This is a genomic window from Dactylosporangium sp. NPDC000521 (assembly GCF_042898305.1).
Taxonomy (GTDB): domain Bacteria; phylum Actinomycetota; class Actinomycetes; order Mycobacteriales; family Micromonosporaceae; genus Dactylosporangium.
Genome location: NZ_JBIAYW010000007.1, coordinates 66,220 through 93,008 on the forward strand (window position 1 = coordinate 66,220; position 26,789 = coordinate 93,008).

General features: G+C 73.4%; 23 protein-coding genes. 9 read left to right on the forward strand and 14 right to left on the reverse strand.

Annotation, left to right across the window (positions count from 1 at the left end; translation table 11 throughout):
* Positions 1 to 18 precede the first annotated feature (18 nt).
* A complete protein-coding gene (locus tag ACFY3L_RS23270; protein WP_389327567.1) occupies positions 19 to 1,134 on the forward strand; it encodes a hypothetical protein in 1,116 nt (371 codons plus the stop codon).
* Between the two features lie 73 nt (positions 1,135 to 1,207).
* The gene (locus ACFY3L_RS23275) at positions 1,208 to 1,612 is read left to right on the forward strand and encodes a hypothetical protein (RefSeq protein ID WP_389327570.1); all 405 of its coding nucleotides are present in this window, start codon (positions 1,208 to 1,210) and stop codon (positions 1,610 to 1,612) included.
* Positions 1,613 to 1,671: 59 nt separating this feature from the next.
* Here the strand turns inward: ACFY3L_RS23275 and ACFY3L_RS23280 are convergent, their stop codons facing one another.
* The 4 genes from ACFY3L_RS23280 to ACFY3L_RS23295 form a co-directional block, all read right to left on the reverse strand.
* Positions 1,672 to 2,478 carry a hypothetical protein gene (locus tag ACFY3L_RS23280; RefSeq protein WP_389327573.1) on the reverse strand — a complete coding sequence of 269 codons (807 nt, stop codon included), beginning with the start codon at positions 2,476 to 2,478 and terminating at the stop codon, positions 1,672 to 1,674.
* Between the two features lie 65 nt (positions 2,479 to 2,543).
* The gene (locus tag ACFY3L_RS23285; protein WP_389327576.1) at positions 2,544 to 3,524 is read right to left on the reverse strand and encodes a hypothetical protein; all 981 of its coding nucleotides are present in this window, start codon (positions 3,522 to 3,524) and stop codon (positions 2,544 to 2,546) included.
* Between the two features lie 192 nt (positions 3,525 to 3,716).
* A complete protein-coding gene (locus ACFY3L_RS23290) occupies positions 3,717 to 4,985 on the reverse strand; it encodes an MFS transporter (RefSeq protein WP_389327579.1) in 1,269 nt (422 codons plus the stop codon).
* 275 nt (positions 4,986 to 5,260) lie between these two features.
* Positions 5,261 to 7,366, reverse strand: a complete 2,106-nt coding sequence (locus ACFY3L_RS23295; protein ID WP_389327582.1) for an MMPL family transporter — start codon at positions 7,364 to 7,366, stop codon at positions 5,261 to 5,263.
* Positions 7,367 to 7,501: 135 nt separating this feature from the next.
* On the opposite strand from ACFY3L_RS23295, the gene ACFY3L_RS23300 reads away from it, so the two are divergent.
* Positions 7,502 to 8,785, forward strand: coding sequence for a sensor histidine kinase (locus ACFY3L_RS23300; RefSeq protein WP_389327585.1), 1,284 nt, complete (start codon positions 7,502 to 7,504; stop codon positions 8,783 to 8,785).
* Complete coding sequence (locus ACFY3L_RS23305; RefSeq protein WP_389327588.1) at positions 8,737 to 9,387, forward strand: LuxR C-terminal-related transcriptional regulator; 651 nt, start codon at positions 8,737 to 8,739, stop codon at positions 9,385 to 9,387. The genes ACFY3L_RS23300 and ACFY3L_RS23305 overlap by 49 nt, the downstream gene beginning before the upstream one ends.
* Here the strand turns inward: ACFY3L_RS23305 and ACFY3L_RS23310 are convergent.
* Both ACFY3L_RS23310 and ACFY3L_RS23315 read right to left on the reverse strand, forming a co-directional pair.
* Positions 9,366 to 9,539, reverse strand: coding sequence for a hypothetical protein (locus ACFY3L_RS23310; protein WP_389327592.1), 174 nt, complete (start codon positions 9,537 to 9,539; stop codon positions 9,366 to 9,368). The genes ACFY3L_RS23305 and ACFY3L_RS23310 overlap by 22 nt on opposite strands.
* A 117-nt stretch (positions 9,540 to 9,656) precedes the next feature.
* On the reverse strand, positions 9,657 to 10,358 hold the full coding sequence (locus tag ACFY3L_RS23315) for a Clp protease N-terminal domain-containing protein (RefSeq protein ID WP_389327595.1): 702 nt from the start codon (positions 10,356 to 10,358) through the stop codon (positions 9,657 to 9,659).
* 75 nt (positions 10,359 to 10,433) lie between these two features.
* On the opposite strand from ACFY3L_RS23315, the gene ACFY3L_RS23320 reads away from it, so the two are divergent.
* Complete coding sequence (locus ACFY3L_RS23320; protein ID WP_389327598.1) at positions 10,434 to 11,546, forward strand: hypothetical protein; 1,113 nt, start codon at positions 10,434 to 10,436, stop codon at positions 11,544 to 11,546.
* 7 nt (positions 11,547 to 11,553) lie between these two features.
* Here the strand turns inward: ACFY3L_RS23320 and ACFY3L_RS23325 are convergent, their stop codons facing one another.
* The 5 genes from ACFY3L_RS23325 to ACFY3L_RS23345 form a co-directional block, all read right to left on the reverse strand.
* Positions 11,554 to 13,065 carry an ATP-binding cassette domain-containing protein gene (locus ACFY3L_RS23325; RefSeq protein ID WP_389327601.1) on the reverse strand — a complete coding sequence of 504 codons (1,512 nt, stop codon included), beginning with the start codon at positions 13,063 to 13,065 and terminating at the stop codon, positions 11,554 to 11,556.
* Entirely contained in the window at positions 13,062 to 15,764 is a 2,703-nt protein-coding gene (locus ACFY3L_RS23330) for a cysteine peptidase family C39 domain-containing protein (RefSeq protein WP_389327604.1), read from the reverse strand. The genes ACFY3L_RS23325 and ACFY3L_RS23330 overlap by 4 nt, the downstream gene beginning before the upstream one ends.
* A gap of 2 nt (positions 15,765 to 15,766) precedes the next feature.
* A complete protein-coding gene (locus ACFY3L_RS23335) occupies positions 15,767 to 16,861 on the reverse strand; it encodes a tetratricopeptide repeat protein (RefSeq protein WP_389327607.1) in 1,095 nt (364 codons plus the stop codon).
* A gap of 121 nt (positions 16,862 to 16,982) precedes the next feature.
* On the reverse strand, positions 16,983 to 17,228 hold the full coding sequence (locus ACFY3L_RS23340) for a hypothetical protein (RefSeq protein ID WP_389327611.1): 246 nt from the start codon (positions 17,226 to 17,228) through the stop codon (positions 16,983 to 16,985).
* A 281-nt stretch (positions 17,229 to 17,509) separates the two neighbouring features.
* A complete protein-coding gene (locus ACFY3L_RS23345; protein WP_389327614.1) occupies positions 17,510 to 17,743 on the reverse strand; it encodes a hypothetical protein in 234 nt (77 codons plus the stop codon).
* A 467-nt stretch (positions 17,744 to 18,210) separates the two neighbouring features.
* Between ACFY3L_RS23345 and ACFY3L_RS23350 the strand changes: the two genes are divergently transcribed.
* A complete protein-coding gene (locus tag ACFY3L_RS23350; protein ID WP_389327617.1) occupies positions 18,211 to 19,206 on the forward strand; it encodes a lipid II:glycine glycyltransferase FemX in 996 nt (331 codons plus the stop codon).
* Between the two features lie 426 nt (positions 19,207 to 19,632).
* Positions 19,633 to 20,058 carry a hypothetical protein gene (locus ACFY3L_RS23355; RefSeq protein WP_389327620.1) on the forward strand — a complete coding sequence of 142 codons (426 nt, stop codon included), beginning with the start codon at positions 19,633 to 19,635 and terminating at the stop codon, positions 20,056 to 20,058.
* Between the two features lie 232 nt (positions 20,059 to 20,290).
* Here the strand turns inward: ACFY3L_RS23355 and ACFY3L_RS23360 are convergent, their stop codons facing one another.
* Positions 20,291 to 23,383: a BTAD domain-containing putative transcriptional regulator gene (locus ACFY3L_RS23360; protein WP_389327623.1), complete on the reverse strand. Its 3,093-nt coding sequence runs from the start codon at positions 23,381 to 23,383 to the stop codon at positions 20,291 to 20,293.
* 177 nt (positions 23,384 to 23,560) lie between these two features.
* Between ACFY3L_RS23360 and ACFY3L_RS23365 the strand changes: the two genes are divergently transcribed.
* On the forward strand, positions 23,561 to 24,424 hold the full coding sequence (locus ACFY3L_RS23365; RefSeq protein WP_389327626.1) for a hypothetical protein: 864 nt from the start codon (positions 23,561 to 23,563) through the stop codon (positions 24,422 to 24,424).
* 167 nt (positions 24,425 to 24,591) lie between these two features.
* Here ACFY3L_RS23365 and ACFY3L_RS23370 read toward each other — a convergent pair whose 3' ends face one another.
* Complete coding sequence (locus ACFY3L_RS23370) at positions 24,592 to 25,428, reverse strand: LysR family transcriptional regulator (RefSeq protein WP_389327630.1); 837 nt, start codon at positions 25,426 to 25,428, stop codon at positions 24,592 to 24,594.
* Between the two features lie 95 nt (positions 25,429 to 25,523).
* On the opposite strand from ACFY3L_RS23370, the gene ACFY3L_RS23375 reads away from it, so the two are divergent.
* Positions 25,524 to 26,249, forward strand: coding sequence for an SDR family NAD(P)-dependent oxidoreductase (locus ACFY3L_RS23375; protein ID WP_389327633.1), 726 nt, complete (start codon positions 25,524 to 25,526; stop codon positions 26,247 to 26,249).
* Positions 26,250 to 26,425: 176 nt separating this feature from the next.
* On the opposite strand, the gene ACFY3L_RS23380 is transcribed toward ACFY3L_RS23375, so the two are convergent.
* Positions 26,426 to 26,758, reverse strand: coding sequence for a hypothetical protein (locus tag ACFY3L_RS23380; RefSeq protein ID WP_389327636.1), 333 nt, complete (start codon positions 26,756 to 26,758; stop codon positions 26,426 to 26,428).
* Positions 26,759 to 26,789 lie beyond the last annotated feature (31 nt).

The following is a 26,789-nucleotide window of genomic DNA, read 5'->3' on the forward strand; positions in this document are numbered from 1 at the left end:
TGTCTATGCTCTGCGGCCATGGACGACGCCTCACCCCTGGCTTCCGTGCCGCTGGTCCCCGAGCGTGCCGCCCTGTCCGTCACGGGCCCCGACGCGCGGACCTACCGCGCACCGCACGCCACCTATGCCGTGGGCGCGCAGGCGATCGTGGTCCTCCTCGAGCCTGGCGACCGGCCCGGCGGCACTGCGGTGCAGGACGAGCGCACGGTCCTGCTCACCCCGCCGTTCCCGGCCGAGGTCCACGAACTTGTCCCGCACGACCCGGACGAGGACCCGCGGTCATGGGGGCGCCCGGCCGGCCAGATGCCGGTGCACGTCTACGTCCGGCTCCCGGGCGGCTGTCTGGCCCTCGGAGACGTCCGGGCGACCGGTGGCGAATGGCAGCCCGGTGAGCGACGACTGGTCAGCTGGCCGCTCTACCTGAGCACGCCGCTGCCGCCGGACACCCTGGACCTGATCCGCCCCGCGCCGCCGGCACCACCGCCGTCCTCGACGGCATGGCTGCGGCACCTGCCACGCGACCCGGTCACCGCCACCCGCGCGTTCCTCGACACCTGGTACGCCGACCTGCCTTCGGAGACGCCTTGCCGGCCCCGGTACCCGATGCCGCCCCCGCTGGCCGCGTTCCACGCCGCGATCGCCGGTCGCGAGGAACTGCTCGGCCGCCAGAACTTCCTGTTCGCGCCGGACCGCCTGCGGCTCGACGAGGCCGGGCGGCTCGAGTTCGGCACGGAGAACCAGGGCGGCTTCACGCTCGTCACCGAACCCGGCGACGACCCGCCCGTGTGGTACACCGACTGGGACGACGAACCGATCCGGGATCCGAACCCACTCAGCGTGTTCCTGTTGTGGTTCGCGCTCTTCGAGGCGACGGTCACCAACCCGTACCACGTCATCACTCCTGTCGCCGCCGCCGACATCCCCGCCGTCACCGCCGGCATGCAGCGGGTGCCGCTGCCCGCGTCATGGTGGCCGGACCTGCGCGCGGAGGCCTACGTCGGATGCGGCCGCGTCGTCGTCCTGTACCCGGGCGACCCACAAGCCGCCGACGGCAGCCACTGGCTCTGGGCAGGCGCCCGGCACCGGGCACATCTACGACCCGTCTGGCGGGTGACGAAGGGGCGCCGTCGTTGATCCTTTGTCCGGGTCGGTGGCGGCCAGGTCAGCCGGGCAGGTCACCGGCTCCGCGGATGGAGGCGGTGACCGGATGGGGCAGGAACACCCAGCAGCGGGCGGAGCGGTCGCCGGCGCGCTGCGGGCCACCGGCGCCTTCCACCAGATCGTCGCGCTCGCCCACGGCGGCGTCATGGCCCAGGCCACCGAGTCACCGCGCGACTTCACCCGCGAGGCCGCCAGAGCCGTCGCCGGCGCGCTACGGCCGGTCTTCGCGCCCGTGCCCACGGCCGCCGACTGGGGCGTCGAGGTCACCGAGGACGTCGCCGGGATGGTGCGGCAGTGGCGCGTCGAAGGCTACTCGTACTCGGCCCTGGCCCAGGCGGCCGACCGGATTCTGAACGCCGCCTCGGGCGGGGACAGGCGCTTCGGCATGGCCCTGTGCCGGGAGAGCGCCGCGCTCCTCGCCGAGGACGCCGACCACCATCCGTGGAGCTGACCGGGCACCGTCGGGCGGGGCCGCCACCGCACGTCGCGGTAGCGGCCACCACCTTCGAGTCAGGCGAACTGAGCCAGCAGCGCCGCAGGTGCGGGCTGCACGTCCGCGGCGGCGGGCTTGCTGATCGTGACCGGCTTGCCGAAGTCAGCGAACGTCGTCGTCACCGTCGACGCCGGGACCTGGCCGGCGGCGGGCATCTGCATCGTCAACGAGGTGACGTAGCCGTCAGCGTTGACCGTCGCCTCGAACGGCACCGACTTCGCCGCGTCGCCCATCTGCTGCAGCAGGGCGCCGGCTGCCGCCGGCATCTGGCGCTTGGTCGCGTCGAACGTGCCTTTGTACGCGCCCGTACCGGTCCGCTCGACCGACACGAACGCGTCAGCGAGGCCCTTGACGTTGGCCGGGTCGTCCGGGTTGCCGAGGCCCAGCTTGCTCAGCGACGTCTTCGAGCCGTCGACGTACATCCACTTCTTCGGGTCGACACCCGGAATCGGTGCCCCCACCTTCAGGTACAGGTCGGTACCGACGACGATGACCTCAGCGGTGAGCTGCTGCCCCTGCGTGGTGATGGTCATCTTGCCGCTGTTGGTCTTGTTGGCGGGGTCGCTGAAGCCCGTCAACTTGGTGCTGGCCACAGCGCCTGTGTCGGTCGCTGTCGTGTACGCCACGGTCCCGCCGGTGAGCTTCTTGAACGCGCCGATCAGCTCGGTGCGCGCGTCGGCCGACGGTGACGCCGCGGCGCTGGTCGATCCGCTGGCCGCCGCCGGCGCGACGCCGCCGTCGTCCTTCTTGTCACCGCAGGCCGCAGTGACGGCGAGCACGCCGGACAACGCCAGTGCGAGCAGGACACTCCTGCTGGACTTCATCAATTTCCTCCCGTTGGACGGCCCCGTGCCGCCCCGGCGAGGATAGTCACGACATGCCACCGGGCCTACTGCATAACGGTGGCAGGCGGGTGTTCGTAGGATTGCGGGCAGCGGAAGACGTACAAGGCGTAGCCGCGGCCGATCGACACGTCGGTGGGGGCGGACGAGGCGCCCGGCGGCTCCTCCACCGGCCTCCAGCTGCCGCCTGTTCCGTGCCATTCGCTGGAGTCGGCGGTGAACAGCAGTGTCATCGCGGTGCCGCACTCGCCGCAGTCCACCGGACGCGGGTCAGTCAGCGACCAGTTCGCGAAACCACCGACCTTCCAGCCGGGCGCCAGGGACAGGTCGTACTGGTAGCTGCCGCCCGGAGTCCTCCCCGCGGCGATCCGGGCACCGAGTGCCGCCGGCAGCAGGCCGCTGTACGGGTACTCACGGACCTGCTCTGGATGCACGACGCATGGCGTCGGCAGGTAGGCGGCGTTCACGACGGCCGGCTCAGGGGCCACGTCCATGGGCCGCGTCACGTCGGCGCTGCGCCGCCAGTACAGCCGAACCTTCGGGTTGTAGCCCTCTTCCGGGTGGTCGAGCGGGCACCACAGCACCTGCAACAGGTCGGCGTCGTCCGGGCCGGTGAAGTCGGGGACGTCCCGGCGGAACAGCTGCGCCACCGGTACCGCAGGGACCAGCTCGTCGATGAGAGCCGCCGGCTCGGAGTGGTCGTAGTGCGGCAGCTCCGCCCGCTCCTCGTCGGTCAGCTCGTACCGGGTGCCGCCCGCAGCCGCCCGAGCCTTCGCCGCCGCGTAGATCTCCCGGCTGCGACGGACCGTCGCCGGCGTCCGGAGACGGAAGACGTAGTGGCTCTCGCCGTCCGCGCACACCGGCCAGGGCTCGTCGGCCGGCCACAGCAGCGGGCCGCCGACCGAACTGTCGGCGGTCGTGGGCGTGCCCGGCCGGGGATGCAGCCGGGTGGCCGTCGCCGCGTGCTCGGCCAGCTCCGGGAACAGTTCCGTGAGGTCCACCGGGCGCGGCGGCGTCGTGCGAGTCATGGCGAGGATCGTAGGGCGCCTGACCGTGCCTCGCCGCCCGGTCGGTCGTCAGCTCAACAGCGCCCGGCACAGGGTCATGAGGTTGGACACGACGGGCGCATCGGCGGCAACGAGGTGTTTCCGAGGATCCCGTCCGCTCTCGCACCCGAGACCGATGGCACCGGCACGGCGGGCGGCACACAGCGCCGCGGGTCAGAGAACAGTGGTCTGGGTCGGGAAGTCGCGCAGGGTGCGGGTCTCGGTGGTGAGCAGCGGCAGCGGGGCGATGACGTAGACGGCGGCGAGTGCCCACATGGCGGGCCGGATGCCGAGCGTCGAGGCCAGGAGGCCGGCGGTCGCCGCGCCGAGCGGGACGGTGCCGAAGACGAAGATGCGCGATGCCGCGGTGACCCGGCCGAGCAGGTGCGCGGGGACGAAGTTGCCGCGGAAGGTCATGGTCATCACGTTCGACATCGTGGCTCCGGCCAGGGCGATGAAGGAGCCCGCCGTGAACAGCGTCAGGCGCCAGCCGTGGCCGCCGAGCGGCAGCAGCAGCACGAACGGGGCGGCCGCGACGTTCGCCACCAGGTAGGTGCGGGCGCTGCCGAAGTGCCGGGACGCGCGCGCGGCGAGTGCGGCGCCGAGGATGGCGCCGAGGCTGCCCACGCCGATCGCCAGGCCTGCGGTGCCCGGTGCGGTGCCTTCCGCGCGGACGAGAAAGACGACGCGCAGTGCGGTGATGCCCAGCATCGCGAAGTTGGTCACCGCGGCCACCACCAGCATGGCCTGCAGGAGGCGTCCCCGCATGATGAAGGCGATGCCTTCGGCGATCTGGCGCAGCATGCCCGGGCGGTCGCCCGCCGAAGGGCGGGGCTCCGGTGAGGAGCGCAGGCCGAGCAGGCAGGCCGCCGACACCAGGAACGTCAGGGCGTCGATGAGGATTCCGCTGACCGGGCCGGCCGCCTGGGCCAGCAGGCCGCCGAGGCCCGGTCCGACGACCAGGGCGACCGATGCGCTGGTCTGCAGCTTGGCGTTGCCCTCCATGAGGTCGTCCGCGCGGACGAGGTGGGGCAGGAACGCGTTGAACGCCACGTTGGCGAAGACGCCGGCTGATCCGGCGAGCAGCGCGGCGACCAGCAGCACGGGCATCGTGAGCACTCCGGTCCAGGCCGCGACCGGGACGGCGACGAGCACCGCCGCGGAGGCGATGTCGGCGAGCAGCAGGGTGCGCCGGCGCGGCCAGCGGTCGACCCAGACCCCGGCCGGCAGCCCGATCAGCAGCCACGGCAACCAGGTGGCGGCCGTGAGCAGGGCGACCATGGCCGGGCCGGCGTGCAGGGTCGAGATGGCCACCAGCGGGAGCGCCACCGTCGTGATCGCGGAGCCGACCGCGCTGGTGGACTGCCCGGTCCACAGCAGGGCGAAGTTCCGCGTCCGCAGCAGCCCGCCCGCAGGCCGTACCGAAGCCGGAGACGACTTCATGGGCTGAGCGGCCGATGCGTCAGACCGTCGATCATCCGGGCAGAGTCACACGGCGGGCCTGGGACGTCGACTGATTTAGTGGCCGGCCACGCGCCGCGGGTCACCGGCCGTGGCGCCGGCAGCGCCACGTCCGGCACCAGGCCAGCGGCGTCCCGGCGAACGCCGCTTCGATCTGGTCGAGGTCATTCAGCACGGTGAAAGTCTGCCCGATGCGACCCGGCATGGAGGCGCCCGGGAGGCCACATGGCCGCCCGGGCGGAAGGGACGACGAGCGGTCAGTGCACCGGCACGGCCGGCTCGGACGGCACCGCACGCGGGGCGGCGGTGCGGGACAGGCGGCCCGGCCACCACGCGGAGCGTCCGATGTGGAGGGTCAGGGCGGGCACGAGCAGGCTGCGCACCAGCAGCGTGTCGATGAGGACGCCGGCGGTGACGATGACGCCGATCTGCGCCGACGGCACCATCGGCAGGATGGTCAGGGCCGCGAACGTCGCGGCGAGCACCACGCCGGCGCTGGTGATGACGCCGCCGGTCACCGTCAAGGCGTGCAGGACACCCGCGCGGTGGCCGAGCTGGACGGTCTCCTCGCGGGCCCGGGTCATCAGGAAGATGGTGTAGTCGACGCCGAGGGCCACGATGAACAGGAACGTCTGCAGGGGCACGGCGCTCCACAGCCGCGGGTGGCCCATCGCGTCGAGGATGAAGCCTGCCGCGCCGAGCGCCGCCGCGTACGACAGCACGACGCTCGCCAGCAGCACCAACGGTGCCACGACGGCGCGGAGCAGCAGCATCAGGACCAGCAGGATGACGGCGAGCACGAGCGGGATGACGACGAGGTTGTCGCGGCTGGTGACGGCGTCGCCGTCGGCCTCGCGTGCGGTGTCGCCGCCGACGATCGCCGCCGAGCCCGGCACGCCCCGCACGGCGGCCCGCAGCCGCTCCAAGGACGCCAACGCGGGGTCGCTGGTCGGTTCGGCGGTGAACGTCGCCTCGATGCGCACCCAGCGCCCGTCGGCGGAGCGCGTCGGCGCGCCGACGGTCGCGACGCCGTCGACGGCGCGGGCCGCCTCGAGCACGGGCGCTTCGGCAGCGGCCGCGGCGAGGACGACGGCGGGTGCGAGGGTGCCGCCGGGGTAGTGCCGTTCGATGAGCCGCTGCCCGGTGACCGAGCCGACCTCCTTGGTGAAGATCTCCGCGCCGGGCAGGCCGATGCTCAGGTTGGTGACGCCGAACGTCAGCGCGGCCAGCACCGCCGCGGTCGCGAGCCAGACCGTGCGGGGGCGGGCGCCGACGACGCGGGCGATCCGGGCCCAGATGCCGTGGTCGGCGGCGACGTCCTGGTTCGCGATGCCCGGCGTGTACCGCGGGACGAACGGCCAGAACACCCACCGTCCGAACAGCACCAGCACCGCCGGCAGCAGTGTCGTCATCGCGCACAGCGTCGCGACGACCGCGACGGCACCGACCGGTCCGAGGCCGTGTGTGGCGGGCTGGTCGGCGGCGAGCAGGCACAGCAGGCCGATCGCCACGGTCGCCGCCGACGCGCAGATCGCCGGGAAGGAGCGGCGCAGCGCGATCGCCATCGCCTCGTGCCGGTTCTCGTGGCGGCGGAGCTCCTCGCGGTACCGGGCGATGATGAGCAGCGCGTAGTCCACGCCGACGCCGATGGCCAGGATCGTCATGATGTTCTGGCTCTGCAGGTTGACGGCGAGCCCGGCGTGCTTGGCGAGGAGGTAGACGACGCCGCCGGCGATCTGGCTGGCGACCGCGGCGGTCAGCAGCGGGATGAGCCACAGCACCGGGCTGCGGTACGTGAGCAGCAACAGCACCGCGACCGCCGCGACGGTGGCGAGCAGGAGGGTGATGTCGAGCCCTTCGAACGCGTCGGCGAAGTCGTCCTCCGCGCCCGCGGATCCGGTCAGCGCGACCTGCAGCCCGTCGGGGCGCTGCGCGGCGAGGCGTTCCTTCACCGGTCCGACGGCGGCGGTCTGCTCCTCGTCGGTGCCGGCGAGCGCGAACGACACCAGCAGTGCCTTGCCGTCCGCGGCGGGCACCGGCTCTGGCACCGTCCCGCCGGCGGCGTGCGCGGCGAACGCGGCCCGGTCCTCGGCCACCTTCGCCCGGTCGGCGTCGGTGAGCCCGGACTCCCGGACGTACACGGCGACGGCGACGAGCGTGTCCGGCTCGGGGAACGTGGCCTCGGCGAGCGCCGCCGCGCGGCTGGCCTCCGCGGACGCGGGCAGCGAGCCGAGCGTGTCGTTGTCCTGCACGTCGGTGAGCTTCAGCGCGAGCGGACCCATGACCGACGCGATGACGACCCAGAAGGCCAGCATGAGCAGTTTCGTACGGCGGCCGGACGGCAGCCTGGACAGCGTGGACATCGCGGGTTCCTCCCTGGAGTGGCGATGCCTTCGATCCAACGCACCGCGGGCCGCGGGGGCAGGAGTGGCACGTCCCGAACCGTGGTGGTGATAGCACCACCGCCGCCGCCGGGGCAGGTGGGTGAGAATGGGACCGTGCCTGCATCCGATCGGGTCAAACGCGGACTGCTGGCGGGATTGCGCAGCATCCTGCTGGCGATCGGCACGCTGTCCACGAACATCGTCCTGCTCGTGCTCTTCGTCCTGTCGGTCGTGCTCACGGTCGCCGGCGTCGGCATCGTCCTCGTGCCGCTCGCCGCGCTCGGCGTCCGCGCGGTCACCGACCTGCACCGACGGCTGCTGACGCAGTGGACCGGTGTGGTGATTCCGCGTCCGTACCGGCAGCGCCCGGCCGACGCGGGCATCTGGCGCCTGTACCGCTGGGTGATGACGGACCCCGCGACGTGGCGGGACCTGCTGTGGCTGGTGCTGTCGCTGCAGGTGGTGGGGCTGCTGCTGATCACGCCGGCGGCGCTGATCGCCAGCGGCGTCGAGGGCGTGCTGGGCGTGCCGGTGCTGCTGTACTTCGTGATCGACTGGTACGGCTACGGCGTCTTCTGGCCCATGGAGAACCTCGCCGAGGCGCTGCTGAGCTGGCCGCAGGCGGTCGGCATCCTGGCCGCCGGGCTGACGCTCACCCCGTTCACGCTGCGCTGGTACGCGCAGTTCACGCAGTGGCTCCTGGCGCCGACGCGGGCGGCCGCGCTCGCCCAGCGGGTCGACCGGCTCACCCAGACCCGCACCGACACCGTCGACGCGCAGGCGACCGAGCTGCGGCGGATCGAGCGGGACCTGCACGACGGCGCGCAGGCGCGGCTCGTCGCGGTCAGCATGAAGCTCGGCCTCGCCGAGGAGCTGATGGCCCGCGACCCGGAGGCGGCGATGCGGCTCATGGCGCAGGCGCGCGAGCACAGCGGCCTGGCCCTGGCGGAGCTGCGCGACCTGGTCCGCGGCATCCACCCGCCGGTCCTCGCCGAGCGCGGCCTCGACGGCGCCGTCCGCGCGCTCGCGCTCAGCGCGCCGCTGCCCGTCGACGCCGACGTCGACCTGCCCGGCCGCCCGCCGCCGCCGGTGGAGTCGGCGGCCTACTTCGCCGTCGCCGAGGCCCTGACCAACATCGCGAAGCACAGTGGGGCGTCGGGCGCGCGGATTCGCTTGTCGTACCGGCGCGACCGCATCCTCATCGAGGTGAGCGACGACGGCAGGGGCGGCGCCGACCCGGCCGCCGGCAGTGGGCTGAGGGGGATCGAGCGCCGCCTCGCCGCGTTTGATGGCACCATGTCCGTGGCCAGTCCGCCCGGCGGACCCACCACCGTGACGATGGAGCTGCCGTGCGCGTTGTCATCGCCGAGGACCTCGCCCTCCTCCGGGACGGCCTGATCCACATCCTGCAGGCGTTCGACTTCGAGGTCGTCGCGGCCGTCGACAACGGCCCGTCGCTGCTGCCCGCGCTGCTGGAGCACCGGCCCGACGTGGCGGTCGTCGACGTGCGGCTGCCGCCCACCTTCACCGACGAGGGGCTGCAGGCCTCGATCGCGGCCCGTGCCGAGGTCCCCGGGCTGCCGATCCTGGTGCTCTCGCAGCACGTCGAGCAGCTGTACGCGCGGGAGCTGCTCGCCTCGGGCGCCGGCGGCGTCGGCTACCTGCTGAAGGACCGGGTGTCCAACGTCGGGCAGTTCATCGACGGGGTCCGCCGCGTCGCCGACGGCGGCACCGTCATGGACCCGGAGGTGATCGCGCTGCTGCTGGCCCGCCGCCCCGCCGACCGGATCGTCGACACGCTCACCGCCCGCGAGCGGGAGGTCCTCGGCCTGATGGCGGAGGGCCGCTCCAACGCGGCGATCGCCGGCCGGCTGTTCGTGTCGGAGAAGGCCGTCAGCAAGCACATCAACAACATCTTCAGCAAGCTCGGCCTCCCCCCGTCGGGCGACGACAACCGCCGCGTGATGGCCGTGCTCACCTACCTGGACCAGCTCGGCTGACGCTCTTCGACCAGGTCGCCCAGTGCGGCGGCGGTCGGGTCGTCGGCCGGCAGGAACGCCTCCAGCCGCAGGAGGAGTTCGTCGCTCCCGGCGGCTACGTCTTCCGCGCCCGGGGCGACGCCGGCCGCCTCCACGACGTCGTCAAGTTCCACTGGGAGATGGTGCCCACCGGCGGGGGCGCCCCCGCCGGTGCCGGCCTGGAGATCCTGGTCCTCTCCCCCGACGGCCGGATCGCCGCCGGCTACCAGTTCATCGAGGCCTGAGCCGGCCTAGGCGGCCGCGATGGACGCTTCCGCCGCGGCCTTGTCGACGCCCAGGCCCGCGAGGACGCCCGTGCCGTCCTCGAGCTCGAGCAGCGCGAGCAGGATGTGTTCGGTGCCCACGTGGTTGTGGTTCATCCGCAGCGCCTCCCGGAAGGTCAGCTCCAGGCTCTTCTTGGCCTGCGCGTCGAACGGGATGAGCGCCGGCACGGACTCGGCGGCCGGCGGCACCGTCGCGGCGGCGGCCTCGCGGACGGCGTCCAGCGACACGCCCTGGGCGACGATCGTCCGGGCGCCGAGCCCGGTCGGGTCCGCGACCAGGCCGAGCACCAGGTGCGCCACGCCGATCTGGTTGTTGCCCCTGGCGCGGGCCTCCTCCTGCGACGTCACCACGACCTTCCTGGCCCGGTCGGTGTAGCGGCTGAACCCCTGGCTGGCGTCGAGGTCCGGCGCCTCGCCCTTGGGGACGAACCGCTTCTGGGCCGCCTGCTTGGTGACGCCCATGCTGCGGCCGATGTCCGTCCAGGAGGCGCCGGAGCGGCGGGCCTGGTCCACGAAGTGGCCGATCAGGTGGTCCGCCACGTCACCGAGGTGCTCGGCGGCCAGCACCGCGCTGGTGAGCTGGTCGAGGGTGGCCGGGTGGGTCTTCTTGATGGCTTCGATCAGGTCGTCGAGCCGGATCTGGCTCGTCACGGGTTCAGGCGTCGTCATACGTCAACCATAGGTTGACGATCTCGCTCGCGTCAACCCGAGGTTGACGATCCGGACGATCTCTAGACTGACGGGGTGACCGAAGCGGGCAGGCGGACGGGGAGCTACACCGACAGCTGGCACCGGCAACCGCTGCCGCCGCCGCTGGACGGCGGCCCGTGGCCGACGTCGGCGCAGTGGGCGGCGATCACCGCCGTGTGGCTGCTCGCGGCGTGGACCGGCGAGGCGACGCCCGGCTGGCGCGGCGAGGTCGTCACCGGCACCGCGCCCGGCCGGGACGCCGAGCAGTGGCCGCAGCCGCCGGCGCTGGAGTCGATCGCGGCCATCGGCGGCTTCCCCACCGAGCCCGTGGCGGCGGAGGTCCTGATCAGCCTGGTCCAGCCCGCTCCCGGCCGCCCGTTCGACTCCGCCCGGCCCGAGGCCGAGGTGGCCGCCGACGTCGCCGCGCTGCTCGCCTCCCGGATCCCCGCGACCGAACGGCGGGCCGCGGTCCTGCTGGAGTACCTCGCCGGGCGGCTGACCGGGCCGTACACCGACCTGCTGCGCGTCTCGACCGGCGACGACGACCTGCACCTGCTGCACCGCGACCCGTCGCGCGGCCGGACGCTGCGCCTGACCGTGTCCCCCGCGGCCACGACCGAGCCGCCGCCGGTGCTCGCCGCCGACGGCGCGGACGGGGCGCTGCGCACCCGGCTCGCGTGCCTGCTGACGCTGCTGAGCGCCGAGCTGTGGGTGAACAACAACAACCCGGTGACGTTCCGCGTGTGGATCGGCCCGCGCGACACCGCCGACCCCGTCGCCGACGCCGCCTCCTGGTGGACCCGCACCCGCGAGGAACCGCCCGACGAGCCGCCGCGGCTGCACCCGGTCACCGTCGAGGAGCTCGACCTCGGCGTGTACACCATCGTCCGCGGCTCGCTGATCGACCTGTTCGACGGCAGCTGGGACGGCGTCGAGGAGTGGCCGCACGTCCCCCAGGACCACCTCACCCGGCACCTGTACCGCGACCTGCTCGATCTCCTGCTGACCCGCACCGCCGGCCCCGGCACGCTGCCGGACGTCCTGTACACCGGCTACCTGCCGGTCACCGGCCTCCCCGACGACGCCGAGGACGACGACTTCCTGGGCACCGTCATTTTCGTCGGCCCCACCGACGTCGCCGTCCTCGACCTCGACCTGAACTGCTGACCCCGCCTCACTGGCGGATGACCAGCAGCGTCCTCGCCCGTTCCCGGGTGACCGCGAGCGCCCGCTCCAAGGTGTGCGGGTCGAGCGCGCCGAACGTCTCGTCGAGCACCAGCACCTCCGGCTCCTGCAGGAGCGCCCGGGCCAGGAACACCAGCGACCGCTCGCCGTGGGACAGCTGCCAGCCGGTCTCGCCGACGATCTGCGCGAGCCCGGACGGCATACGGTCGAGCAGGTCGCCGAGGCCGAGGGCGCGGCAGACCGCGTCGGCGTCGGCGAGATCGCCGGGCGTGGCCGGCCAGCCGCGCCCGATGAGCAGGTTGAGCGCGAGCGGGCCGAGCATCAGGTGGTTGTGGTCCGGCTGCGGGACGGTCAGCACCCGGCGGCGCCACCCGGCCGCACCGACCTCCGCCAGCGTCGCGCCGTGCAGGCGCAGGACGCCGCTGGACGGGGCGCGCTGCCCGCCGAGCAGTCCGGCGAGAGTCGACTTGCCGCTGCCGGACGCGCCCTCCAGCAGGATCCGGTCGCCGGCGCCGACTCGGAGCGTGACCTGTCGCAGGACCGGCCGCTCACGCCCGGGATAGGTGTAGCCGACGCCCTCCGCCTCCAGCAGCGGGGCACCGTCCATCCCGTCCGGACACAGTGGACCGTCCTCTGTGGAGCCCCTGGGCAGCAGCGGGCGCAGCGCGTCCCAGGCGCACCTAGCGTCGGCGAGCCCGGCGAAGCCGCCCGACAGCCGGCTCAGCGCGCCGAAGGTGAACAGCACGCCGCCCGCCGCGGCGGCCACGCTCACCCGGTCGGCGCCCTGCGCGGCCCGCGCCGCGAGCAGCACGACGCCGGTCAGCGCCCAGCCGCGCGGCACCAGCGCGGTGAGCGCCGTCCAACTGTGGTCCATCCGGCGGGCCAGTGTGTCGTGCAGGTCGTGGGTGCCGTCGCCGGGCGGGTCTTCGGGCTGCTGGACGGCCCGCGTCCGGTGCCCGGCGACATGCTCGGCGAGCGTGTTGCCCAGCGCCAGCCGGACCGCGCTCCACCGGCGCCGGCGCTGCTCGTACTGGCGCAGCAGCACCGCCGCGACCACCAGCCAGGCGGCCAGCAGCAGACCCGCGACCGGCCCGAGCGCGGCAGTGAGCAGCACACCGGCGAGCAACAGCTCCAGCCCGCCGGCCAGCCCGGCCAGCGCACCGCCGACCGCGAGGTCCTCCAGGCTCTCCGCCTCCAGGACCCGGCCGAGGAGGTGGCCGGTGCCCTCACGCCGTACGTGGGACTCGTCGAGCGCCAGTGCGCCGCGCAGCAGCCGGCCGCGCAACCGGCCACCGATCGCCGTCGCCAACTCGCCCTGCAGCCGGACCGCCACTGCCCGGCAGAGCAGGCTCCCGGCGAGTGCCGCGGCCCAGAGCGCGATGCGACGGCCGGTGACGTCGCCGTCCAGCGCGGCGCCGCCGAGCACCAGCCAGGAGCCGAGGAACAGTCCGTACTGCGCGGCGTGGCAGATCGCGAACGCGGCCGCGAGCACCCGGATCACGCGTCCACCTCCACCGCGACGGTGCCGCCGGCGACCCGCACGCGCCGCCACGACGGGTCCGCGAACCGCGCGTCGACGGTGGCCTCCGCGTCGAGCAACGCGCGGAACCGGGACGCGGGATCGGCTGCGAGCGCCGAGGGGATGCCGTCCTCGGCGATCCGTCCACCGTCGACCACCAGTACCCGCGGAAAGGCCAGCGCGTCGGCGACGTCATGGGTGATGAACAGCAGGGTCGCGCCCGGCCACCAGCCGCGGGCCCGCGCCAGCAGCTGCCGGCGTCGGTCCCGGCTCAGCCCGCGGAACGGCTCGTCGAGCAGGATCAGCCGCCGGTCCGGCTGGTTGCGGGCGCGACCGAGCCTGACCCGCTGCGCCTCGCCGCCCGAAAGCAGCCCGCCGCGCTCGCCGAGCACGCTGAAGAGGCCCGAGCCGGGCCCCGGACCGACCCCCGTGCCAAGCGCGTCGACGACCGGCCCGAGGTCGGCGTCGGTGACCACACCGGACAGCGGCGCCACCGGGTCGCCGCCGTAGCGGAGGTTGTCGGCGAGGGAGGCGTTCCACAGCGTCACGCCCGGCTCGACCCATGCGGTCACCCGGCGCAGCGCGGCCGCGTCGAGCGCGGCGCCGTCGACCTCCACGACCCCGGCCGCGGCGGTGTGCCAGCCGAGCAGGAGCCCGGCGAGCGTCGACTTGCCCGAGCCGGACCGACCGACGACGGCGATCTGCGCGCCCGCGGGCACGTCGAGGTCCGTCACGCTCAGGATCGGCCGCCCGCCGGCGACCACCTCGACGCCGCGGAGCCGGAGCCGTGTTCCCGGGGGATGCGCACGGCCCGCAGTGGCCGGCGGCTCGGCGGGGGTCGGCGGCTCGGCGGCAGTCGGCGGCGCGGTGGGGCCCGGCGGCCCGGTGGGGGTCGGCGGCCCGGTGGCGGTCGCGAAGGGCTCGACGAGGCGCAGGGTGACGCTGCGCAGCCCGGGAAGCCGTCGCGCCACCACCGCCAGCTGCTGGCCCAGCGCCGGGATCGCCGCCGCCCAGTACACCATGAGCAGCAGCACGGCGGGGTCGGTGACCCGGCCGCTCGCGCCGGCCAGCAGCCAGGCGACGCAGCCCAGCCCGATCGCGCCCTGGACCAGGTCGGCGGCGGAGGCGGTGCGGTGCACGGCGCGGGCGGCTGCGGCCCACGGGCCGAGCATCCGCTCGTGCATGCCCTGCACCACCGCCTCGGCCCGATGCGCACGGATCGCGGTCAGGCCGGTGAGCGCGTCGAGGTAGCAGCGGGCGATCGCACCGACGTGGCTGCGCATCCGCAGGTCACGCTCCGCCTGCGCGGGCAGGAACAGCCAGCCGGCGAGCGTGCCGAGCACCGCCGCGCACGCGGCCGGCAGGGCGCTGCGCGGGTCGACGAGCCCGATGACGACCGGGAGCAGGAGCAGCAGGGTGCCAGTGCGGGCGGCGTCGACGGCGAGCGCCGGCAGCTCCCGCAGGCGGTGCAGCCGGTGTACCCGCTCGGCCAGGTCGGACAGGGGACGGCTGCGGATGTACCGGTCGGGCAGGCGCGGCAGGCGGCCGGCGAGCGCGGTCCGCAGGTCCTGTTCGAGGCGACGGCCGGCGGCGGCGACCTGGCCGGCCACGACGCCGTCCAGCGCGAGCAGGGCCACCGCGAGCGCGACGAGCGCCGGCACGACCCGGCCCGGGTCCGCGGAGAGCAGCGCGCGCACGAGCACCGCCTCGGCGAGGACGCCGGCCGCCGCGAGGACGGCACCGGCGGCGACCGCGGCGAGCCGGAGACGACCGAGGCCGCGCAGCCGCTCCCACAGGAAGCGCGACGGCGCGGGGTCCGGTCCGGCGAGCGCGGCACGCAGGTCCGGCGGCAGCGCGGCAGGGTCCGGAGGGTCGCCGGCCCGGCCGCGCACGGCGATAAGGACCGCGCCGCGGATCGTGACCGTGCCGGCGCCGCGGATCACGACCGTGCCCGTTCCGTCCAGCTCCGGCTCCGGCTCCGGTGCCGGCTCAGGCTCCGGCTCCGGTTCCGGGCGGGCGAACCAGTGCTCGTCGGCGATCGACGCCGGATCGTCGGCGAGCGCCCGCACCGCCGCCTCGCCGCGCAGGCCGGTGGCCGCGGCCTGGCGGGTGGCCGCGTCCAGCGCGGCGAGCGGCTGCCAGCCGTCCCGGGCCGCATAGTCGTCCAGGACGGTCCCGGGCACGCGCACGCGCGACAGCAGCACCCGCAACGGGTCGCCGAACGCGGCCGACCGGATCCAGCGCTCGAACGCGTCGGCCGGGACGCCGAACTCGTGCAGGTACAGCTCGTCGCGCCGGAACGCCGCGGCGGGCACCCAGCGGCGGCCGACCGCCGGGTCCATGATCTGCAGCAGCCCGCCGTGCCGCCGCCAGACGACCACGAAATGCGTGAGACCGTCGGGGTTGCGGCTGACGACGATCGCCGGCAGCGCGCCCGCGGCGTCGAGCTCGAGATGGTCGGCCGGCAGCATCACCTGCTGGACCTGCAGGCCGAGCTGCCCGGCCGCGTCCTCCAGCGCGTCGATCGAGGTGCCGTCGACGTCGGTCTGGCAGGCGTCGCGCAGGCGGGCATAGCCGGCCCGGATCCCGAACCCGGCGAGCAGGCTGGTCAGCGTCGCCGGGCCGCAGTCCATCGCGGAGGTCTGGACCACCTCGGGCGCCAGGAGCCTGCGCGTTCGCATGCTCAGCCCTGCCCGGCAGGTCGCAACGACGCGAGGTTGGCCTCGGCGGCGCGGCGGGCGGGATGCTCGGCGTCGACCGCCGCGGTGAGGATCCGCAGCGCCTCGGTGGCCAGTTCGGTCGCGTGCCGCAGATCCCCCGCGTCGGCGACGAGGACCGCGAGGTTGTTGAGCGTGAACGCGAGCTCCGGATGGTCCGGGCCCAGCACAGCGCGTTTGCCGGTGAGGGCCCGCCGGTAGAGCGCGCCGGCCTCGTCGACCCGCCCCTGCGCGGCGAGGACCGCCGCGAGGTTGTGCTGGTTGACGACGACGTCGTAGTGCTCGGGGCCGTACCGGTCGGTGAAGTACCCGACCGCGTCCCGCAGCAGCGGCTCGGCCTCGGCCGGTTTGTCTGCGGCGTGCAGGATCACGCCGAGGTGCGCGGCGTCGGCGACCACTGCGGGGTGATCCGCCGGGTACGCGCGACGGTGCAGCCGCAGCGAGCGGCGCGCGTGCGACTCGGCCTCCGCGGGCCGCCCCCGGCTGTGTTCCAGCCCGGCGAGGTTGTGGCACAGGCCGGCGAGCGCCGGATCGTCCGCGCCGTACCGGGCCGTGAGGGCCGCCTCCACCTTCCGGTAGTGCCGCTCGGCGTCCGCGAGGCGCCCGGCGAACTTGTAGAACACGCCGAGTTCGTTGTGGATGGAAGCGAGCGCGACATCGTCGTAGGCCTGCGACGCCTGCGCCGCGTGCAACGCGCTGAGCAGCAGCGGCTCCGCCTCGGCGTACCGCGCCTGGCGCCGCAGCGTGCCGGCCAGCCCGACCCGGGCCGCGACGAGCAGCCGCAGCAGGTCGCCGTGGTCGTGCGGCAGCGCCTCCATCACCCCGACGGCCCGGCGGTGGTGTTCCTCGGCGGCGGTGTGCCGGCCCAACTCGTCCTCGGCGGTCGCCAGCAGCGTCAGTACGTTGGCGACGTCGGGATGCCCGGGACCGCAGTGCGCCTCGAACGCGGCGAGCGCGGTCCGGCACAGCAACACCGTCTCCGGGAACCGGTGCAGGGCCATCGCGGACAGCGCCCGGTCGTGCAGTGCGACCGCCTCGTCGAGCGGGTCCGTGGTCGTCATGGTCCGGCGTGTCTCCGTGCTGTGGTCCGGCGCGATCCGGGCGGGGGTACGGGTTCGGGGTACGGGCCGGCGTCCCGGCGCCGGCCGGGACGGTGCCCACCCCGGCCGGCGGTCTTCGGTCCTACGCCTGGCTGTGGTCGGACGGGGCCCGGTCTGCCCGCACCGCGCTACGGACAGTCAGGGCGGTGCTGTGGTTCAGAATCCGGATCCCTCCTGCCTTGACGGCGCTGCGGACGGCCAGCGCCTCGGTGTGGTTGGCGATTCGGATCCCGGCGGTGATGCTGGTCCTGGTGGTCAGGGCCTCCGGTGGCACCGGCGGGCGCCGGTCCGTCTCGCCGCCGGTCTTCTTCGGCGTCTGCTCAGACATGCTCGCTCCTTTCTGTTCGGTTCACACAGGCCGCCGGCGACGCGTGGCGTCCCGGTCCCCGGGTCGGAGCACGTCCCGCCGGTCGGGTGACCCGAGGGTAGAAGCGCTGTTCAAGCGCGAATTGTCGGCAAGAAGACCACCGATTCGTGGCCGGGGTCACACCGGCGAGACCTTCCGCCACGGATGTGCGTGACGTCTCCGGTTCACCGTTCGCACTGATGCCGAGGTCACGGGCACCGCTGGAATCGACACCACCCGGTGTCAAGCGCCCGGGCCCACTGTCACCTTTCCGGCACACACGAGGTGCTGATGGTGGCGATCTGTTGGCGGCTGAGGCAGGTTTCGATGGCGCCGTCGGCGCTCCTGCAGGAGGACGGGTCGAAGTCGGCGGCGGTGCCGGCGGCGTTGTAGTAGGCCGAGCCCACGCGCCACGCGTCGTCGGGGACGAGGCAGTCGCCGGCGCCAGGGTCCGGCCTGCCTGGGTCGTCCTCGGCGATCAGGATCCGCGGGCTCACGCACCCATTGTCGGCGCCGCCGCCGGGCCGATCATGAGCAACCTGTGAAGCCCGCGTTGGGTTTCGATCCGATCCCGGCCGTTCGCGACTTCCGGACGGCTTCTTCATCGGATCCGCACGACCGCTTTCCTACCGTTCCGCCACCGGGGCGCACGCGGCGCCGGAGCGGCACGCGACGAATGAGGAAGCTCATGTGCGGACTTCTGGTGGACCTCAGTGCGATCGGCCGGGCCGACACGGTCGACCTCGATGACGCGCGGGACTGCTCGCCGCCTGCCGCCGCGGTGAGTCCGACCCCTCGCGCGAGGTGTGGGCCGTGCTCATGTTCTGCCCGTGGTACAGCCAGCCCGTCCCCGCCGCACCGGCCGCGCCGCTGAACCCCCGGGCCGGCACCCGGCCGTGCTGTCGCAGCCGGCCGGGGAGTTGACGACCAGCAGCACGTCCGTCCGAAAGGTGACCCCCTCCGCATGTCTCAGCATTCCCCCATCGCGTGGTCCAACGAAGTCCCTGGCAAGTCGTGGGACGACGACCTGTTCGCCCGCGGCGGGCACTTCCTGCAGAGCACCCACTGGGGCGCGTTCAACCAGCAGCTCGGCCGGAAGCTGTTCTTCGGCCGGGGACCCGGCTGGCAGTGCTTCGCCGTGCTGGAACGGTCCAACAAGGCGACCCGCCTCTACTGCCCGTACGGTCCGGTCGCCGAAAGCATGGTGAGCTACCAGCTTGCGGTCGTGGAGCTGAAGGCGCTGGCCCAGGACCAGGGTGCCATCTTCGTACGGATGGAGCCGTGGGCGCCGGTGACGAAGGCCGACCTGAAGCAACTCAAACATCGGCCGGCGCTGAAGGAGATCCAGCCCTCGCTGGTGTGGCTGCAAGACCTGACCAAGCCGCGCGACCAGATCCTCAAGGAGATGTCAAAGAACAACCGGCAGCGGTACCGCAATGCCGCCAAGGCGGGTGTGCGCATCGAGGCAAGCCATGACCCCGGCGATGTGGACGGTTTGCTGATGGTGGTCCACGAGGTGGCCGCCCACAACCGCATCATTCAGCACCCGGACGACTACTACCGGACCATGGCGCAGGTGCTGCTGCCCCGCGACGCGGCCACCCTGTACATCGCCCGGCACCACGGCGAGCCGGTCTCCGCGGCGATCGTCTTCGACAGCCCGACCACTCGCCACGTCGCACACTCCGGGAGCATGCACGCCCACCGGCACGTCCACCCGGGCGCCATCATGCGCGCCACGATGGTCCTGGACGCCCAGGACCGCGGGCAGAAGGTCTTCGACTCGCTGGGCGTGGCGCCACCCGACGAGCCGGAACACCCGTGGGCCGGCCTGACCAAGTTCAAACTGTCGTTCGGTGGCGATTACCGGTACTACCTCGGCACGTGGGAACTGCCGGTGAGCCCGCTGTACCACGCCTACCGGTCGGTCTACCTGGCGTATTCGGCGACCCGTCGCTGACGGCGTGTGATCCTGCCGGCGGAGATCCGGCCCGCCGGCGACGGCTAGGTCCGTCGCCCCGCACACGTGCAGGGTTTCCAGGTTGGGACAAGGCCGCCAGGTGCGGCATCCGCGGTGCGAGGCTTTCCAGCAGCGGTACCGCCGCCGCCAGTTCCGTCAGGTCGCACCACGGCTCGGCTTCGCCTCCAGTTGCCGCCGCACGGCCGCGACGTCGAACCGACCCTCGACCGGCAGGACCGCGACATTGCTCGGCACGCCGTCCACGATACGGCCGCCCGATCGCGACGCGGAAGGACCGCGAACGCAACGGAGGGCCGGGTTCATCCCGGGAGGCGTATCCTCGGCGGGAGGATCAGCGTCAACCCGCGCCTCGTCCGGGACGACAAGCCGGTCGAGCGGGCGACGTCCCTCGCTCTTCCCGGCGAGTTGACCGCGCTCATCGTCGCGATCCATGGTGCCGGGGCGGTCGAGATCCCCGCCGACTACGCCGAATTCGTCCGTACCGATGGTGGCGGCCTATGGACCCTGGACCAGAACGGCGCTCCGGACCCGTACGGCTGGGAGGTCCACCGGTTCTCCACGGCGCTCGCGGCCACCGCGGGGCTGTACCAGCGGGCCGTCACGGAGCACCAGGACGCTCCGGACTGGGAGCACGAGGCGTCGATCGCGGCGATGCGCAAGGCCGGCTTCTGGCTCGAGATCGGTGGGTACGGCTGGCGCCACCTGCACTACCTGTGCTGCGACCGGTCCCGTGAGCAGTTCGGCAAGGTCTACGACCTCAACGACGGCGACCTCACCACCGGCATGGTCCCCGATGCGGTCTGGGACAGCTTCAGCGAGTACATCAGCTGACACCGAGCGCGCACCGTCAGGTCGTGTCTTCGCTCTGTGACATGCAGTCGTCCGGTCAAAGGACTGGGTCAAAGGACTCGGTCACCGGCACCGGACCGCCGACGGCCATCGTCTCCGTCGGCCGCGACCGCCGCCACCCGGCCCACACCCACGCTGTAACGCGTTCGCCGTCGTCCTCTGGCGCGCGCCGTGCCGCACACGCTCCCCACGGCCCCGTGGCGGGCACCGACGCTCAGGACCGACACGCGAGGCGCGCCTGGCGCAGGACCATGGCGGTGGCGGGCTCGCATACGGCGTCCAGCGCGTCCAGCGCGTCGCGGACCCGCTGGACCGCCCGGTCGATCGCGGCCGGATCGCGGCGCTGCAGTTCCGCGGCGAGCAGCAGCCGGAGCCCCCGTTCGCCGTACGGGTCGACGGCGAGTGCCCGCTCGGCGAGGTGACGCGCCTGCCCGGGGTCGCCCTCGGCCAGGCGCCGCTCGCCCAGCATGACCGCCGCGCCGGCCAGGTCGGCGGCCAGCGACCCGGCCTGCGTGGCCGGATCCGGCAGGCCCGCCAGGTCGCTGAGGGGCTCGCCGCGCCAGAGGGCGACGATCGCGGCGAGCCGCGCGTCGACGGCGCCCAGCCCTCCAGTGGCGGCTGCCGCCCGTACGGCCGCGAGGTGTGCTCGCAGGTCGTGGAGGTCGACCCCGAGCGTCGCCGACTCCGCCAGCCACACCGTGTCGCGGTCCACCCGCAGGTGATAGCCGGGTTCGCCGGACCGCCGCTCCGGCTCCAGAACCCGGCGCAGGTAGGTGAGCGTCACCCGGAGGTTGCGCGCCGCGGCCGGCGGATCGAGGTCGGGCCAGAGCAGGTCCATGACGCGGCCGCGGTGCAGTTGGCCGTGCACCGCGAGCAGCGCGAGCAACTGGCGGACCCGGCGTCGGCGCAGTTCGGGCCGCTGCACCGGCTTTCCGTCCACGAGGACGCGGAGCGACCCGACCACCTCGACCCGGGTGGTGCTGGCGGGGAGCGCGGGCACCACCAGCAGCATCCGGTCAGCGGCTGCGGCGAGCGGGCCGCCGGAGCGCGCGAGGATCTTCAGCTCCTCGCGTGCCACCGCGCCGAGCCGGTCGGTGAGCCACTGCATCAGCTCGGCGCCGCCCGGCAGGCCGGCCGCGTCGGCCCGCACCGCCAGCTCGACCGACCACGGCAACGGGAATGCGGTGAGGATCGTCTCCGATCCGCCGAGCCGGTCGGTGTCCCGCAGCCGGTCCTGGCGCGCCGCGACGAGCAGGCGGGCGACCGCGCGCACCCGCACGTGCGCGGGCCCGAGCGGCTGCGTGTCCCAGACCAGGCGCGCCTCGCCGGACAGGACGTAGCTGTACGCGAGGAACCGGCGCAGCCGGACGGCGGCGACCGGATCGGTGAGCGGGTGCAGGGTGAGGAAATCCCCGAGGACGGCAGCCGCCGTACGCTCGTCGTGGTCGGCGACGGCGCGCGCCATGGCCGCGACGGTCAGGTCGGCGGCATCCCGGGTCTCCTCGCCGCCGGCGGCCGCCTCGGCCTGCCGCCAGAGCCGGTCCACGGCGTCCCGCTGGCCGAGGGCCGCCGCGACCACGACGCCGAAGGTGAGGAAGTTGAAGCGGAAGCGCGCATTCGTGTCGGCGTCGGGTGCCGCCACAGCCGCCGCGCCGTCCATCCCGACCAGGCCGAGCATGTCCGCCGGCTGGCCGGCCATCCACCGCGCGAACGACACCATCCGCCGTACGTTGGCGTAGGGCGAGCCGGACAGGCGGAGTTCCGCGAGCGTGGCCGCCTCGTCGGCCCGCCCGGCGAGCAGCAACAGGTGGACGTGGAACCGGCTCACCGGGCTGCCCGGCTGCGCGGCGGCCGGACCGTCGCAGATCGCTTCCAGGGCAGCCAGCCCGGCGTCCACGTCACCGCACATCTCGGCGACGGCCGCGTGGACGGCCCCGGTGAGCACCCGCAGCGCTGGATGCCGGCCGGCGTTCGGGAGCGCCGCGGCGCGCTGGTAGACGGCGAACAGCCGGTCCTGCGCACCCCGGGCGTGCGCGGCGATCGCGGCGAGACTGAGCGCCGCCGCCTCGGTCGACCCGTCGCCGGCCCGGCAGGCTGCCTCGCCCGCGGCGTCCACGAGCCGGTCGACTCCGGCGTCGTCGGCCCGCAGCGCCTGCCGGGTGGCGGCCTCCAGCAGCAGCAGTCCCGGCCAGTGCCGCTGTTCCTGCGGTACGGCCGCGAGCCATCGGGCACCGGTGTCGTGCGGAAACGTGGCGAGGGTAGCCATGACGAGTGCCGTTGCGGCGCGGTCGAGCAGCTCCAGGTCCCCGGCGCCGACCGCGAGCGCGCCGGCCCGCAGCGGATCGCCGCGGCGCAGCAGGAGATCGCCGACGCGCACCCGCATCGCGGCGACCTCGCCGGTCGGCAGCAGCCGCGCCAGCGCGGCGGCCCACAGTGGATGCGCCCGGGCCTCGTCGTCGGCGACCAGGTCCACCAGGGGCACCCGGTCGGCGAGGGCGGCGACATCGACGTGGGTACCGCACAGCGCCGTCAGCGTCGCGCCGTCGGTCGACCCGAGCATGGCGAGGGCGAGCAGTGCTGTCCGCTCGTCGGCGACGAGCCGTGAGACCACCTCGTCCCACAGGTACGCCCGGGCGACCCCGACCGGCGCGGCAAGGGTGAGCCGTGTCAGGGCCGGCCAACCGCCCAGTCCGGCCACGTGTGCCTCGTCGCGACCCGCCCGGCGGGCGAGCGCCGCCAGCTCCGCCGGGGTGAAGCCCAGATCCGGCTCTCCGATCTCGACCAGCCGGTCGGCCGCCCGCAGCCGGGACAGGGACAGCGGCGGGAGGCTGCGTCCCGCCAGTACCAGATGAGCCCCCGCGGGCAAGCGGCGCACCAGCTCCGCGACGAGCTGGTGGCCGGACGATCCGGCGGGCAGTTCGTGCAGATCGTCGAGGACGAGACAGGTCTGCAGCGGGGACGGGGCCCGCAGCGCCTCGAGCGCCGCCTGGACCGGGCAGGTCGCTCCTGCGCCGGCCGCGAATGCCCGGCAGATGGCACTGGACAGCCGCCTGGCGTCCTCGTCGCCCGGCTCGCAGGTCACCCATGCCTCCACCCCGTGCGGGTTCGCGAGGTGCAGCCGCGCGGCCTGGGCGAGGGTCGTGGACTTGCCGAACCCCGCGCCGGCGACCACCGCGGTCACCGCCACCTCCCAGCGGCCGGCCAGCCGTTCGATGAGGCCGGTGCGCGCCAGCTCCCCGGCGATGCCCCTCGGCAGGCCGTCGACGAGCCGTGGGTGCACCAGCTCGGGCACCGCGTCCGATCGCATCACATCGGCACCTCCAGTCCCTCCCGTCTACCGCTGAGACACGGACGGAACGCGGCCACCGGTAGCTGGGGTCGGCTACCCGACTCGCACGCCGTGGCTAGCGGCCCGCTAACGGCGCGACCGGAGCATTCGACGCAGCGGTCGCCGACGGGGTGGCCGCTCTTCGAGGAGGAACCCATGAGACGCATTCTGGTCGGTACGACGGCGCTGGTCGTCGCGCTGGCCGCGGCAGTGGTCGGCGCCGCGGCGCCGGCGCAGGCATCGCTCGTCGGCGCGACGCTGGTCTCGACGCCGAGCCTCACGGATTCGAACAACAAGGAGGCACGGGCGGAGTGCCCGGGCGACACCATCGTCTACGGCGGTGGCGCCCGGATCTCCGGCGGCGCGGGCCAGGTGTACGTCCGCGCGATCATCCCGGATGCAAGCCTTGAGTTCGTGACGGTGCACGGCGAGGAGGACGGCAACTTCCCCGACGACTGGACCATCGTGGCGCAGGCGGTATGCGGCCCGCCGGGCAACCACGGCCTGCACGTGGTCACGGTCCCCTCCGTGGTCGACGGCACCGACATCTCGCCCCGGTCGGCGTACGCGCCCTGCCCCGGCGAGGTCGTGTTCAGCGGAGGTTTCGAGCTGAGCCCCACGGGCGGCGAGGTCTTCATCGCGGAGATGGAGCCGACCGCGAACCTCAACCGGGTGGAGGTGCAGGCCGTGGAGGACTTCAACTACACGACGCCCTGGGATCTCAGCGCCATCGCCATCTGCGGCGTGCCCGACACCTCGACGATCGCGCTGAGCGCGCCCGTCAGCACCGCCCTGAACTCCACCACGAACAAGACGGTGGAACCCAGGTGCGACCCGGGCTTCACCAGTATCGGGATGGGCGGCATGATCCACGACGTCAACGGTGACGGCTTCACGAACGCGGTGCTGGACCGGTTCTCGTTCAACGTCGGGCTGTCGAGGGTGACCACCACCGCCCGCGAGAACGGCACCACCACCGACGACTGGCAGACACTCGGCACCGTGATCTGCCTGTCCTGACCCGGCACGCTCCGGTCGGCGAGCTCCGCCCGCACCGGGTGAGTGATGGGCGCGCGTACCCAGCAGAACCTGGGTACGCGCGCCCCGATTCCTCGACTGTCGACGATGTACAGGATGGGCCGCATGCGAGCAACACTGATGGTCTCGATGGAGGCTCGAGCGAAGGCTCAGAGGTGTGTGGCTACCCGGACGAGGTCGGCGAGTGCTCGAGAGCGGCTGTGTGGCGGCCAGGCGATGACTGTCGTCACGGTCGGCGCGTCGAGAACCGGCACGGCGGTCAGGCCTTCGAGCAGGTTGGCGCGGCAGGATTCGGGCATGACCACGGTGGTGCGGCCAAGCGCGATCAGCTGGAAGAGCTGTGTCTGGTTGCGTACTTCCGCTCCAGGGCCCTCGGGATAGGCGCCGTCGGGGCCGGGCCAGCGGGCAAGCGGGAGGTCCGTCAGTGAACTGACATCCGCCGTCCGGACGTGGGATCTGCCGGCGAGCGGATGTGAGGCGGGAAGGATGGCGACCTGCCCCTCGGTGTTCAGGATTTCGGTGTCGAGTTCGGCTGTCGAGTCGAAGGGTTGATGCAGCAGTGCCACGTCGGCCTGGCCATCATGCAGCATTCGCTGAGGCTGGGATTCGCAGAGCAGCAGGTCGACGGCGACGGCACCTGGCTCGGCGGCGTACGCGTCGAGCAACTTCGCCAGCAGTTCGCCGGAGGCGCCGGCCTTGGTGGCCAGGACGAGCGAGGGCCGGCTCGTCGCAGCATGCCGGGTGTGCCGCTCGGCGGCGGCCAGCGCGCCGAGGATCGCCCGGCCCTCGGCCAGCAGCACTGATCCGGCTTCGGTGAGAGTGACTTTGCGGCTGGTGCGTTCCAGCAATGCGACTCCGAGTCGCTGCTCGAGCTGAGTGATCGTCCGCGACAGCGGCGGCTGGGCGATACCCAGGCGCCGGGCGGCCCGGCCGAAGTGCAACTCCTCGGCGACCGCAACGAAGTACCGCAACTCTCGGGTCTCCACCTGGTCAAACTACCGCCCGACCGATATCAGCCGGGTATCGTTGCGTGACTCAGACGGTGTTGGTGCTCCGCCCGTGGCCGGTCACGATCAACGGCATGAGCGAACAGACGATTGCGCTGGTCACCGGCGCGAACAAGGGAATCGGATACGAGATCGCAGCCGGGCTCGGCGCGCTCGGCTGGAGCGTCGGCGTCGGCGCCCGGGACGAGCAGCGCCGGGAGGACGCCGTGGCGAAGCTGCGTGCGGCCGGCGTCGACGCGTTCGGGGTATCCCTGGACGTGACCGACGACGCGAGCGTTGTGGCCGCCGCCGCACTGATCGAGGAGCGCGGCGGACGGCTCGACGTGCTGGTCAACAACGCCGGCGTCGCCGGGGCATGGCCGGAGGAACCCTCGACCGTTACGCCGGAGAGTATGCGGGCGGTGGTGGAGACCAACGTGATCGGCGTCGTCCGGGTCATCAACGCGATGCTGCCGCTGCTGCGCCGCTCGAAGCATCCGCGGATCGTCAACCAGTCCAGCCACGTCGCTTCCCTGACCTTGCAGACCACGCCGGGCGTCGACCTCGGCGGAATCAGCGGGGCGTACTCACCGTCGAAGACGTTCCTCAACGCGGTCACCATCCAGTACGCCAAGGAGCTGAGCGACACCAACATCAAAATCAACAACGCCTGCCCCGGCTACGTCGCGACCGACCTCAACGGCTTCCACGGCACCAGCACGCCCGCAGAAGGCGCCAAGATCGCCATTCGGCTCGCCACGCTGCCAGACGACGGCCCGACCGGAGGGCTGTTCGACGACGCCGGGAATGTGCCCTGGTGACGACCCTCCGGCTCACCCACCGTTGAGATGCCGCCACGAGGTCTCCGGGCAGTCCGAAGACCTCGTCTGGGTGTCTCGCACCCGGACACGAACGAGGGAACTTCGCACCGTCGCCGGCGAGCTACTGCGCAGGCTCGGCGGAATGAGCGTGCGCCCGACCCGGCGCCAGGGCGTGGCTACTGGGGAGCCAGTTGCTGCGTCAGCCGCTCCAGGCCGCTCTTGATCAGCTGCCCGTACTCGTCATCGCCGAGCGCCCCCATCCCGGCCTGCGCCTGTCGCAGATGCTCTCGTGCCCGGCCGAGGTCACCGAGCTTGCGGTGGCACTCAGCAAGGTTGAGGTGCAACGATGGATACAGGCCGGCCACGGACAGCGGCACACCAGCCTTCGCCACCCGATCATCGGTGAGCAGGTCAGCCGCCGCCAACGCCCGCTGATCCCAGACGATCTCCAGGTGGACGTCGTCACCGCCGGGACGCGGGCGGCGCCGCGGCGACGACTCGTGCAACATCTTCGGACCGCAGCTTCGTGTCAGGGGGGAG